At 63.7% G+C, this 12,136-nt stretch carries 9 protein-coding genes; 5 read left to right on the top strand and 4 right to left on the bottom strand.

All coding sequences use genetic code 11. The features are described 5' to 3' along the window. Positions 1–30: 30 nt before the first annotated feature. From ACSQ3G_RS16600 to ACSQ3G_RS16590, 3 genes are all read right to left on the bottom strand, one after another. Positions 31–1,623: an ABC transporter substrate-binding protein gene (locus ACSQ3G_RS16600; protein WP_436110813.1), complete on the bottom strand. Its 1,593-nt coding sequence runs from the start codon at positions 1,621–1,623 to the stop codon at positions 31–33. Between the two features lie 33 nt (positions 1,624–1,656). Continuing rightward, on the bottom strand, positions 1,657–2,337 hold the full coding sequence (locus tag ACSQ3G_RS16595; RefSeq protein WP_436110812.1) for an AroM family protein: 681 nt from the start codon (positions 2,335–2,337) through the stop codon (positions 1,657–1,659). Positions 2,338–2,511: 174 nt separating this feature from the next. Further along, positions 2,512–3,468 (bottom strand): AroM family protein, encoded by a 957-nt coding sequence (locus ACSQ3G_RS16590; RefSeq protein ID WP_436110811.1) that lies wholly within the window; start codon positions 3,466–3,468, stop codon positions 2,512–2,514. Between the two features lie 145 nt (positions 3,469–3,613). On the opposite strand from ACSQ3G_RS16590, the gene ACSQ3G_RS16585 reads away from it, so the two are divergent. Both ACSQ3G_RS16585 and ACSQ3G_RS16580 read left to right on the top strand, forming a co-directional pair. Continuing rightward, positions 3,614–4,693, top strand: coding sequence for an S-methyl thiohydantoin desulfurase family protein (locus ACSQ3G_RS16585; RefSeq protein ID WP_436110810.1), 1,080 nt, complete (start codon positions 3,614–3,616; stop codon positions 4,691–4,693). Continuing rightward, positions 4,690–6,264 carry a hydantoinase/oxoprolinase N-terminal domain-containing protein gene (locus tag ACSQ3G_RS16580; RefSeq protein ID WP_436110809.1) on the top strand — a complete coding sequence of 525 codons (1,575 nt, stop codon included), beginning with the start codon at positions 4,690–4,692 and terminating at the stop codon, positions 6,262–6,264. Before ACSQ3G_RS16585 ends, ACSQ3G_RS16580 begins: the two co-directional genes overlap by 4 nt. Before the next feature lie 62 nt (positions 6,265–6,326). On the opposite strand, the gene ACSQ3G_RS16575 is transcribed toward ACSQ3G_RS16580, so the two are convergent. Beyond that, the gene (locus ACSQ3G_RS16575) at positions 6,327–7,370 is read right to left on the bottom strand and encodes a LacI family DNA-binding transcriptional regulator (RefSeq protein ID WP_436110808.1); all 1,044 of its coding nucleotides are present in this window, start codon (positions 7,368–7,370) and stop codon (positions 6,327–6,329) included. A 152-nt stretch (positions 7,371–7,522) separates the two neighbouring features. On the opposite strand from ACSQ3G_RS16575, the gene ACSQ3G_RS16570 reads away from it, so the two are divergent. The 3 genes from ACSQ3G_RS16570 to ACSQ3G_RS16560 all read left to right on the top strand — a co-directional run bounded on the left by ACSQ3G_RS16570 (position 7,523) and on the right by ACSQ3G_RS16560 (position 12,125). Then, the gene (locus tag ACSQ3G_RS16570; protein WP_436110807.1) at positions 7,523–9,931 is read left to right on the top strand and encodes a CaiB/BaiF CoA transferase family protein; all 2,409 of its coding nucleotides are present in this window, start codon (positions 7,523–7,525) and stop codon (positions 9,929–9,931) included. Between the two features lie 4 nt (positions 9,932–9,935). Continuing rightward, entirely contained in the window at positions 9,936–10,766 is an 831-nt protein-coding gene (locus tag ACSQ3G_RS16565) for a MaoC family dehydratase (protein ID WP_436110806.1), read from the top strand. A gap of 246 nt (positions 10,767–11,012) precedes the next feature. After that, complete coding sequence (locus ACSQ3G_RS16560; RefSeq protein ID WP_436110805.1) at positions 11,013–12,125, top strand: mandelate racemase/muconate lactonizing enzyme family protein; 1,113 nt, start codon at positions 11,013–11,015, stop codon at positions 12,123–12,125. Positions 12,126–12,136 lie beyond the last annotated feature (11 nt).

Here is a 12,136-nt window from a genome sequence, read left to right as displayed (position 1 = left end):
CTGGCTGCAAGAGGGGACGCAAGCCAGTTTCTATTCGGCCTTCACCCACATCGGGTAGAGATCGACCTCGCCGGTGAAGCGGACCGGGCTGAACTTGAAGCCCTGCAGGTAGTCGCGATGCGCCCAGCGGCGGTTCTGCAGCATGCCGAAGACTTCCGGCTGGTCGGCGACGATCTGCTTCTGGATGTCGGCATAAAGCTTGGCGCGGTCATCCCAGCTGGTGGCGGCACGGGCCTGGTCGATCATCTCCGAGACCTTCGGATTGTCGTAGAACATCATCGCGTAATACTGGCCCCAGCTCGCCTTGTGGTACTGGTAGGCGACGGCGTCCGGGTCGGTCGAGACCGGCGTCGTGAAGACCGAGGTCATGGCCGGCGAGGTCTCGACCTTGGAGCCGGCGGCGACCATGTTCGGCCACTGTTCCGGCTTGACCTCGACGGTAATGCCGAGTTCCTTCAGGTTGTCGAGCAGCACCAGGCCGATGCGGCGGGCTTCTTCGAGGCCTGCGACATGGACATAGGGAAGGGTGATTCCGCCGTTCGGATAAGCCGATTTCGCGAGGTATTCCTTCGCCTTGGCGAGATCCTTGCGCGGCATCCCGGGAACGGCGACATGGCCCTTCATGGCGTCCGGCAGCGGGCTGGTCTCGAGCGAAGCGGCGCCGTTGTAGATCTGGATCAGTGCATCGTAGTCGAGCGCATAGGCGATCGCCTTGCGCAGGTTGATGTCGGCTGTCGGACCCTTCTGGGTGTTGAACTTGATGCCGAAGGTGGTCATGCCCTTGTGGTCCTGGATGACCACGCCCGGCACGCGCTTGATCTGCATGTAGTCGTCCGGCGTCAGACCTTCGACGATGTCGGCTTCGCCGCGCTGCAGGGCAGCCTTCTGGGCGGCCGGTTCGCGGATGATCTTGTAGATGACGCCGGCCGGGCGGTTCTTCTCGCCCTGCGGCCAGCCCTTCCAGTAGCCGGCATTGGCTTCGATCTCATAAAGGACGTTCGGTTCCCAGCGGCCGAGCTTGAACGGACCGGAGCCGGCGGCATGATCGGTCAGCCACTTCTGGCCGTAGTCGCCGTCCACCTCGTGGGCCTTCACCTCAGCCGGGTTGACGACGAACCACCAGGGCAGGAAGGACAGGAACGGTGCATAGGGTGCCTTGAGGTCGAAGCGAACGGTGTTGGCGTCGACGGCGACGATGTTTTCCGGCGCCAGGAAGTCCTTGAGCATCCAGGCGACGCCCTTGTTGAGCTTCAGGCCGCGCTCGAAGGAGTAGCGCACGGCTTCGGCGGTCACCGGATCGCCGTTGTGGAACTTGGCGTTCTTGGCGAGATGGAAGGTCCAGCTCTTGCCGTCGGCGCTGGTTTCCCACTTCTCGGCGAGCCAGGACTTGATCTCAGCCGGGTTGCCTTCGTACTTGACCAGAGCATCATAGACCGACTGCTGGATCATGCGCGTCGACCAGTCGTAGCGGATATGCGGATCGAGGACCGGGATTGCCTGGCGGCCGCCGAAAACAATGACATTGCCCTTGTCGGTGCGCTCGAAGGCGCCGGCGGGCGCGGCGAGGATCGAGGAGGCGAGCAGCCCCGCGACCGCGACGGTTTTCAGGATTTTTCCGAACATGTGGTTCCCTCTGTTTTTAGTGTGGCTCGGTAGTCAGATCATCTGGCGGACGACGCCCGCGACGACGCGGCGCGACAATAGAACCGGGGCGTCGACGGCGCGGCGCACCTCGTCCAGCATCCCGGCGGAATAACCCATGCAATGCATGACGATGAGATCGCAGCCCTCGAGCGTTTTTGCCCGTTCGCCGACATCGTCGCCGGCATAGGGCGAAGCGGCCACGAACCTGGGCTCGCCGCTGAAAACGTGGCGATCGGCGAAATCCTTGACCTGCCGTTCGAGCGGCAGGATGACGCCGAGCTTGCGGGAGGCGGCGGCGAGCGCCTCGACGGTCGAATCGACGATCCGCTGCGCTTCGACGACCAGCGTGTTTTCGAGCGGATCGATCGCGGTGCCGGTGCACAGAAGGACGACGAGGTCGAAACCTTGCGCATCGATCCTTTTCAAGAGGACATTGAGCGTCTCCTCGGTGCGGGCCTTGGAGGTGACGATCTCCTGGCCGCTCTTCAGACGGGTCGCGAAGGAATGTTCGCCGTCCACGGCGCGCATCGCATCGATCTCGGTCGGGCTCATGCCGTCGAGCACGCCGAATTCCCGGAACTCGACGCGACCTTCCGGCAAGCCGATGCCGATCTCGGCCATCATTTCCGGAACGATGTCGACGCGCGGCGTCTGGCCGATGGTCACAAAGGCGATCTTGGATGTGGAAGGCATGCTCTCATCGTTCCCTGCATGACATTATCGACAGGGAGCCTAGCGCCCGGAAGCGCGGCTTCACTATAGGGTAATGCCCCTAGAACGACATGATTCTGACATGCTCAAGGCGACCAATTTTTAGGCAAGGAGGTCTTCTGGCGCAATTTTCTTGCGCGAACCGGATTATTTCGATCAGGGATGGCCGGCGGTGATGACCATGCGGATCAGGGCGTTGGACGACGTGACTTCCATCTTGCTCATGACATTCGAGCGGTGGATCTCGACGGTCTTCGGGCTGATGCCGAGCTGGCGGGCGATTGCCTTGTTGGACAGGCCTTCTGCGACCAGCGACAGCACCTGCCGCTCGCGCGGCGTCAGGCGAAGCAGCTTTTCGGCAAATTCCGGCGAAACGCCCGGCAGCGTGACGGGCTGCGAACGATGCAGGAGGAGCCGGATGGCGCTTGCGACGATGCGGCGGGCGAGGACGACAGGCTTGCCGCTCGCCTTCGCCACCATCTGCCGGTCGGCCTCGGTAAAGCTGACGGAATTCAGGACGATGATTTCCGCATCCGCAAGATCGACGAGCGCGCCGGCAAGCAATTTTCTGTCGCCGTCGGCGGCATAGCTGGCGCAGATCTTGTAGGGAGCCAGCGCGGGGATATCGAGTTCCTCGATCTGCTGCTGCAGCGGCTGGATGAGGCCGACGGAAGAGCCGTGCGCGGCGAGCGAAATCACCGCCGATTCCATGGCACGCTGAGCATTGACGGTCGGGCAGGTGCTTTCGAAATCGCGGAACAGGCCGGTCGAGAGGATGACGACGAGATCGAATTCGTTGGGGTGGAAGGCGGCGGCGATCTTCGCCATGCGCTCGGCGATCCGCGGCTTGGACACGACGATGTCGGTATTGTCGGCAAGCCGGGTGACGATGCTCTGTTCGCCTGGCCGCACTTTCAAATCGTCGATTTCTGCCTTGGAAAGCCCGTCCAGCGCGCCGATCTCGAGCGCTTCGATCGGCACATCGAGATTGGTCAGCATGTCCCCGATGAGATCGGCACGCGGCGTCTGGCCGACGCTCAAAAACATCACCCGATGGCGCAATTCCGCACCTTCCGGCGAGGTCGGGGCCAGCGCATATGGGCTCTTCGTCACCTGCAGGGAATCGGTCCTTTCGATCGTCAAATCATGATTGCGCCAAGCGTGCCCAAAATCAAGGCAAGCTCATTCTAGGGGCAGTCCCCTATAGGCATCCTTCGTCACTCATGGCTAGGTTCTAGCACATTCTTCGGAGGTAAACATGATCCGTGATTTCGAAGCGGGCGAGATCGACCCGCTTGCCGTTGGCGCCTGGATTCTCGGCACCGGCGGCGGCGGCAGCCCCTATCTGGCGCAGCTCAATCTGAAAAAACTCTACAAGGACGGCAAGCGCGTCAAGCTGATCGATCCCCAGTCGCTCGATGACGGCGATGCCGTCGCCGTCGTCTCCAAGATGGGCGCACCGCTGGTCGGCCAGGAGCGCCTCGTCGATCCCGCGCATCTCGCCCGGGCCATGCAGCTGATGGAAGAATATACCGGCCGCAAGTTCCGCGCCGTGATGAGCGTCGAGATTGGCGGCGGCAATGCGCTGTCGCCGTTCCTCGCCGGCGCCATGCTGGATATTCCGGTCGTCGATGCGGACGCGATGGGCCGCGCCTATCCGGAAGCGCAGATGACGAGCTTTGCGATCGGCGACCTGCCGATGTATCCGCTGACGCTGGTCGATTGCCGCGACAACGAGGCGATCGTCGCCAAGGCTGCCTCCTGGAAGTGGATGGAGCGGATTTCCCGCAAGATCTGCACCGAAGTCGGCTCGACGGCGGCGACCTGCAAGGCGCCGCGCACCGGCCGGGAAGTCAAGGATTGGGGCGTGCTCTACACGGTGACCAAAGCCGTCAGCCTCGGCCGTGCCGTGCTCGAAGCCCGTGCAGCCCACACGAATCCGGTGGAAGCCGTGCTCGCCCACGAAGGCGGCAAGGTGCTGTTCAAGGGCAAGATCGCCGATGTCGATCGCACCACGACGGGCGGCTTCCTGCGCGGCTCGGCGATGATCGAAGGCCTCGACGGTGACCGCGGCTCGAAGGTCGAGCTCGCTTTCCAGAACGAATGGGCGGTCGCGTTCCGCGACGGCCAGCCGATCGCCATGACGCCGGACCTGATCTGCCTGCTCGACACCGTGTCGGGCGAGGCGATCGGCACCGAGACGGTGCGTTACGGCCAGCGCGTCACGGTCGTGGCACTGCCGGCGCCCGAGGTGCTGACCAGCGCCAAGGGCCTCGAACACGTCGGCCCCCGCGCCTTCGGATATGACCTGGATTTCAAATCGGTGTTTGCAGCATGAAGCGGATCGGAATTGACGTCGGCGGCACCAATACGGATGCCGTACTCATCGATGGCGAGAAGGTTCTCTCGGCCATCAAGTTTCCCACCACGTCGGACGTGATGCAGGGTGTCGTCAACGCGATCGGCCATGTGGTCGCCTCGCAGGCGCCGGATGCGGCACCGGTCGATGCTGTGATGATCGGCACGACGCATTTCACCAATGCGGTGGTCGAACGCGCCCGTCTCGATCGGGTCGCGGCGATCCGCATTGCCATGCCGGCCGGCGCCTCGTTGCCGCCGATGGTCGACTGGCCGGACGAGCTGCGCGATGCCGTCGATCCGCTCTCCTTCATGGTGCATGGCGGCCACGAATATGACGGCCGGCCGCTGGTGCCGCTCGCCCGCGACGAAGTGCGCGACACGGCGATGAAGATCCGCGATGCCGGCGTCGATTCGATCGGCATCACCGCGCTCTTTTCGCCGCTGACGGCGGAATGCGAGCTGGAAGCGGCGGAGATCGTCCGTTCGGTGATCCCCAATGCCCGCATCACGCTTTCCCATACGCTCGGCCGTATCGGGCTCCTGGAACGCGAGAATGTCACGCTGCTGAACGCTGCACTGCAGGGGCTCGGCCGCAAGACGATCGATGCCTTCAAGGATGCGTTGAAGCAGGCCGGCATCGACGCGCCGTTCTATCTGACCCAGAACGACGGCACGGTGGTACTGGCGGATGTCGCTGCCGCCAACCCGGTCTACAGCTTTGCATCCGGCCCGACCAATTCGATGCGTGGCGCGGCGTTTCTGACCGGCCTCAAGGAGGCGATGGTCATCGACGTCGGCGGTACGACCTCGGATGTCGGCTGCCTGGTTGGTGGCTTTCCCCGCGAGGCGAACAATGTCGTCGAGGTCGGCGGGGTGCGGACGCTGTTCCGCATGCCGGATCTGCTGCCGATGGCGCTCGGCGGCGGCACGATCATCGATCCGGAAACCCGCAAGATCGGCCCGCGCTCGGTCGGCTATCGGATCACCGAAAAGGCACTGGTCTTCGGCGGCGATACGCTGACGACGACGGACGTCGCGGTTGCTGCCGGCCTGGTCGAGATCGGTGACCGCGACCGGGTCAAGCATCTCGACAAGGCTTTGGTTGCCGATCTGCTGAAACGCGTCGAGGCGATGGTCGAGGACGGCGTCGACCGGATGAAGACGTCTGCCGAGGGCGTGCAACTGATTGCCGTGGGCGGCGGTGCGTTCCTGATCCCGGAAAAGCTCAAAGGTGCGAGCGAAGTGCTGCGCGTCGAACATGCCGGCGTGGCAAACGCGCTCGGTGCTGCGATGGCGCAGGTGTCCGGCGAAGTCGACCAGGTGTTTTCCGGCATGTCGCGCGAAAAGGCGATTGCCGAGGCCGAGCGCATTGCCCGCGCCCGCGCGGTCGAAGCAGGTGCCAGCGTCGATACGATCGTGACGCTCGATACGGAAGACATTCCGATCGCCTACCTGCCGGGTGACGCGCGGCGAGTGCGTGTGCGCGTCGTCGGCGACATCGCCTTCATGAAGGACGAACAGAAGCGCGTGGCTGGGGCCTTGCGTTGAACCAAATCTCCTCCCAGGGAGAACCGGCGGGCTGGCTTGATGCCGGCCCGCCGGGTTCATTTTCAGCTGTCGGAAATCCTGTAGCTCGAGGACCGGACGATCAGTTCTCCGGGGAGCCGTTTGATCGTGATCGGCCGGCCGGGATAACAGGAGCCATCCTCGATCATTCCGACGGCGACCGCTATGATCTCGTCGACGGGCTGGCGGAATGTGGTCAGTGCGTAATGTGGCCAGCTGGCGAGCGCGATGTCGTCGAAACCGGCGACCGCGATATCGTCGGGCACGCTGAGCCCGGCCTCTTCCCGCAGCGCATCGAGGCCACCTGCCGCGAGAATGTCGTTGGCGAAGAAGATCGCATCCGCTCCGCCGCGATCGACGATTTCCATCGCAGCCCGCCGGCCGGCCTCATAGCTGTATTCGCCGGCATCGACGCGGGCGCAAAGCGTCATGCCGAGCTCGGCAACACGGGTCACGAAGGCGTTCTGTCTTTCGCGATTGGTGGTCGTGTGGCTGAGGCCGGACACATAGGCGACACGACGCCGGCCGGTCTCATAAAAATGGTCTGCGATCGCCCGGCTGCCCGCGACATTGTCGCAGATGACGCAGCTTAAGTCCGCATCCTCGACAACGCGGTTGATCAGCAGGGCGGCGCGGCCCTCGGTTGCCCAGCGCAAGGTCTGGCCGGAGAGGATCGTGGCGGAAATAATGATCACCGCATCGACATTGTAGCGGCGCAGCGCCGAAAGCTGCTCTTCGAGGTTGGAACCCTTGGTGATGTTGAAGAGCAGGCTCTGCAGCCCGACGCGCTGCAGGCTGCGGGAGAGCTTTTCGATGAGCGCGGGGTAGAAGGGGTTCTGCATGTCGGAGACGACGATGCCGACGATATTGGTGCGGCTCTTCGACAACATGCTGGCTATGGCGTTCGGGTGATAATCCACCTCTTCCGCAAACTGCTTGATCCTGTCGCGCAGGTCCGGGGCGATGCTGGCGCCCGGCGTGAACGCGCGGGAGACGGCCGACTGGCTGACGCCGAGCATACGGGCGAGCTGGCGCGCGGTGATCGGCCGGCGCTTCGCCTTGTCATCCGGTATCTCTGGCTTGTCCAAGAAACTCTCCAACTCCCTGCCGGCGGACGGCGCTGCTGTCGATACCCCTGGCGCGGTCACGGATCAATATCATCAAATGCGCCTCCGTGTCTTGCATCCGTATGCAATGGCGTCTAGTCTTTCTTTCAGGATCGGGAGGAGAGCCGTCGATCATGCTTTTGAAGGAAATGGCCGAGCCAGGCGTCTCGGCCGTGGACGATCTTCGCGTGCTGGATTTGTCCGACACGCTTTCCGGCCAATACTGCGCGCGGCTTCTGGCGGACTATGGCGCGGAGGTCATTCTCGTCGAGCCGGCGGGGGGATCGGCGATCAGGCGAATGCCGCCGTTCTCGGTGACCGATCCACAATTGTCCTTGCCGTTCTGGCATCTGAACACCGGAAAGAGGTCCGTCATCCTGGACCGGTCGACGGAGCCCGGGCGGGAGGAACTGAAGGCGCTGATCGCTGGCGCGGATGTCGTTATTCCGCCTGCGGACCTAACGTTCGACGAAGTCGCGGACATCAATCCGCGCTGCATCACCGCTTCCATCACCCCTTTCGGGACGGATGGGCCGCTTGCCGATTGGAAGGGGCCGGAGATCGTGCTGCAGGCGCTTTCCGGGATGATGTACAATAACGGCCAGATCGGCCGCGAACCCCTCTACGGCGTCGGCGATCGGGCATCCTATGCCGCAGGGCTCGCCGCCTATATCGGCGTGATCACCGCTCTGCTTGCCCGCCGCATGACCGGGCTTGGTCAGGCTGTGCGGGTGGACTCGGCCGAGACCGCGGCATCGATGTGTTTCCCCTATGTGCTGCGCCATATCTACAACGGCTCGGTCCATAGCCGGCAGGACCAGACGATCCCGGCAGGGCAGGTGAAATGCCGCGACAGCTGGGTCTGCATCTGGATCTACAACCATCGTTGGGAAGCTCTCTGCGCGGCATTGGATCTTCGGGATATCCAGCACGATCCCCGTTTTGCCGAGCCGGGCCCGCGCCGGCAGCACTGGGATGTGCTCTACGAGATCATCCAACAGAGGGTCGCGGAAATGGACGCGGAGGATCTGGTCGACCGGCTGCAGCGCGCCCAGATCATCGCGGCCAAGGCCTATCGTCCCGCCGAACAGGTCCGCAACGGCCACCTCACCGCCCGCCATTATTGGGAAGCCGTCGACGGCCGGCTCATTCTTGGGCCACCCTTCCGGATGAGTGCGACGCCTCGCAAGGTGCGAAGCGGAGCGCCCCTTCCTGGCGAGGCGCAGGGGCGGATTGCACCGCGCCGAACCGAGCCGTTCGAGAGGCCAAAACCGGCGGCGGCCGGCCGGCCGCCGCTCGAGGGGCTGCGGGTCATCGAGATTACCACCGCCTGGGCCGGGCCCATGGCCGGACGGGTACTTGCTTATTTCGGGGCCGAGTCCATCCATGTGGAATCGCCCAACCGGGTTAATTCCTGGCGGTTGAACAAGGAAATGCCGAACCCGATCAATTTTCCCGGCGGCGAGCCGGGCGAGCGGCCATTCGACCGGTCTTTCCTGTTCAATTCCCAAAACGTCAACAAGCTGTCCTGCATCCTCAACCTGAAAACCCAGGAAGGGCGAAAGACACTGGAGCGGCTGGTCGCGAAGGCCGATGTGCTGATCTGCAATTTCCGGCCGGGCACGCTCGCCAAATTCGGACTGGACTATGAGCGGCTCTCGGCGATCAAGCCGGATATCATCGTTGCGGAGCTTCCCGCCTTCGGGCGCGACGGGCCGATGTCTGGATATGCGGCCCTCGGCCCGACCATGGAAATGGCGACCGGAATGTCGGCGATGATGAGTTATCCGGACGGGCAGCCGGAAAACAGCGGGCCTTCCTATCTCGACCCGATCGGCGGGTTCAATGCGGCCGCGGCGATCCTGACCGCGCTCTACTGGCGGGAGCGGACCGGCCGCGGCCAATATGTCGAGGTGCCGCAGGTCGAAGCGGCGATGCAGTTCATCGGTGCGGAACTGCTCTTGGCGGCAGAGACGGGAAAAGACCCGGTGCCGAACGGAAATCGGCTCGCGGGCATGGTGCCGCACGACGCCTTTCCGGCCCTCGGGGAAGACCAGTGGGTCGTCATCGCAGCGCAGGATGAGGCGCAGTGGCAGGCATTGTGCGAAACGATCGGCATGCTGCAACTCGCCTCCGACCGGCGTTTTGCGACGCTCGAGGCGCGCCGGCGGAACGAGGATGCGTTGGCGGAAATCCTTTCGGATTGGACGCGTGGCCGCGACAAGCACGATATCGCCCTGTTGCTCCAGGGCAGGGGCGTTGCCGCGGCTCCGGTCAACGACGCCGGCGATCTGGCACGCAGCGACTACCTTGCTCATCGCCGGTTTTTCACCGAACTCGAACATCCGGATGCCGGGTTGCACCCCCATCCCGGCCTGCCGATCCACTTGAGCCGGACGCCGGGAGGGCAGCGCAGGCCGGCGCCCCAGTTCGGCGGCCATAACCGGTTCGTGCTCGAGCGGATTCTGGCGCTGCCGCCGGAAGAGGTCGCCCGCATCATGGCCAGCGATGCGATGACCACCGTTCCCTTCCCGGATGGATAGACCGATGGAAACAGAGACAGAAGCGCTCTTTCCGCGAAGCCTTGTCGTCGATATCCGCCTCGACGACGACCCGCGATACAAGGGCAGCATCCACGACGACGCGGTGGCGCGGGCGCGGGGTTACAAGGCGGCACTGGTTCCCGGCGCCTTCGTTTATGGCCATATGGGCCGCGTGGGGGTGGAGGCCTGGGGTCTCCCCTGGCTGGAGCGCGGCGGCATGGGCGCGAGTTTCCGGCGCCCGGTCTACAATGGCGACCGGTTGACGATCAGCGCCTTGGCGCTGTCGGGCGATGCCGATATGCGCAGATCCGCCATCGTCGCGACAAACACGGATGGCGAGGAGGTCGCGAGCGGCTGGATCGGTTTGCCGGACCTGTCGCCGTCGGTTCCGGACCTTTCAGCCTTTGCGGTGCTGCCGCGTCCTGATCCGCCGCCGGCAGTCTCGATCGGCCAGTTGAAACCCGGAGCGCCGTTGACGACCGCCGACAGGGTGCTGACCGAAGAGGAATTCAGGCGATCCCTCTCTGCCTTCGACGAACAGCATGCCCTGCATGCGCGCGACGGGATCGTGCATCCCGGATGCCTGATGCGGCTTGCCATGGGCGATACGCACAACAGTTTCCGGTTCCCGTCCGCGATCGTGCTGACGGCTGTCGAGGCACAGCATTTCGCCTGCGTTCGGCCGGGGCAGAGGCTGACGACGGTGGGCAGAATAGCGGACGCCTGGGTCAGGAACGGCAAGCACTATTTCCAGAGCGAGGAATTCCTTCGCGCCGACGGACATCTCGTGGCGCGCTTTTTGCGGACGCAGATCTACGGCTACGAAAACGTTTAGGAGCGGTGGCGTGGCGCCTTTTCGCGGCGGTCCAAAATTTAACGGCAAAGTTGCTTGCATACGGATGCAAAGTGAGTGATGCTTCGGTTGGAGGAAGGGGCGCTGTCAAAGTGCCTGATAAGAAGAGGGAGGATTTCGTGGATGTCAGAGACGCGAGCGTTTAGCGCCTAGCCTACCGGCACCCGCTTTGGCGGGTTTTCACGGCCCCTTGGGGCAATCTTTTTCCAGGTTTGTGGATACCTAATCGTGCCAGTGCCGACGACGATCAAATCAGTCGAAGCTTTTCAGGTCATGTGGGAGCCGAACGAGCCGCCGGGACGCCGAAGCGCCGTCGTGCGGGTGACGACGGTGGAGGGCATTGTCGGTTACGGCGAGGCATCCCCGATGATGGGCGGTGAGCATTCCCTCGGCGTCGTCAGGGATTTCGCGCCGTCGCTCACCGGTGCCGATGCGCTCGACCACGCGGTGCTCTATGACAAGCTCCTGCATAAATACGTGAAGCTCGGCCCGGAGGGAGCGGTCACCGGGGCGTTGGCGGCCCTTGATATCGCGCTCTGGGACATCCGGGGCAAGGTCTTCAACCAGCCGATCTACAAGCTGCTCGGTGGCGCCTGGCGCACCGAGCTGCCCTTCTATTCCTCGATCGGCGGCAATGCCGACCGCACTGTGGATGAGACCGTCAAGGTGGTCGAAGCACGCTGGAAGTCGGAAACGCCGGCGGCGATCAAGATCCGCTGGGACGGCGACCGCACCCGGCAGGACTACGACATCCCCGGAGATATCGCCAAGGCGAAGGCGATACGCAAGCTGGTCGGCGACGACTTCCCGCTCGCCTTCGATGCCAACAATCAATATTCGGTCGGCGGTGCGATCCGGGTCGGCCGGGCTTTGGAGGAGCTCGGCTACATCTGGTTCGAGGAGCCGGTACAGCACTACAACGTTCGCGCCATGGGAGAAGTGGCGCAGCGGCTCGACATCACCGTCTCGGCGGCCGAGCAGACCTACACCACGCAGGCGGTGGTCGACATGATCAATGCCGGCGTGCGGATGGTGCAGCCGGACATCATCAAGATGGGTGGCATTACCGGCCTGATGCAATGCGCCGCGATCTGCTTTGCGCACGGCGTCGAACTCGTCCCCCATCAGACCCAGCCGACGATCGCCCACACGGCCAACCTGCAGGTGCTGGCGACGCTGATGCACAATACCAAGCCGGCCGAATTCGCAGATCCGTCGACACGGATGCACGTGGCCTTCGAGAACCCGCCAAAGCCTGAAAACGGCAAGTTCAAGGTGCCGGGAGGCCCGGGTCTGGGCCTCATGATCAAGGATGCCGAGTTGGACAAGCGGCGAACGTAACTTGTCTTTGG

This window comes from Neorhizobium tomejilense (assembly GCF_964254135.1).
In the GTDB taxonomy this organism is placed as follows: domain Bacteria; phylum Pseudomonadota; class Alphaproteobacteria; order Rhizobiales; family Rhizobiaceae; genus Neorhizobium; species Neorhizobium tomejilense.
This window is presented reverse-complemented; position numbering and strand designations above follow the sequence as displayed.

What these genes read in the sequence shown, in the direction of transcription:
- ACSQ3G_RS16600 (WP_436110813.1), bottom strand. Translation starts at nt 1,623, where the DNA reads ATGTTCGGAAAAATCCTGAAAACCGTCGCGGTCGCGGGGCTGCTCGCC.
- ACSQ3G_RS16595 (WP_436110812.1), bottom strand. Translation starts at nt 2,337, where the DNA reads ATGCCTTCCACATCCAAGATCGCCTTTGTGACCATCGGCCAGACGCCG.
- ACSQ3G_RS16585 (WP_436110810.1), top strand. Translation starts at nt 3,614, where the DNA reads ATGATCCGTGATTTCGAAGCGGGCGAGATCGACCCGCTTGCCGTTGGC.
- ACSQ3G_RS16580 (WP_436110809.1), top strand. Translation starts at nt 4,690, where the DNA reads ATGAAGCGGATCGGAATTGACGTCGGCGGCACCAATACGGATGCCGTA.
- ACSQ3G_RS16570 (WP_436110807.1), top strand. Translation starts at nt 7,523, where the DNA reads ATGCTTTTGAAGGAAATGGCCGAGCCAGGCGTCTCGGCCGTGGACGAT.
- ACSQ3G_RS16565 (WP_436110806.1), top strand. Translation starts at nt 9,936, where the DNA reads ATGGAAACAGAGACAGAAGCGCTCTTTCCGCGAAGCCTTGTCGTCGAT.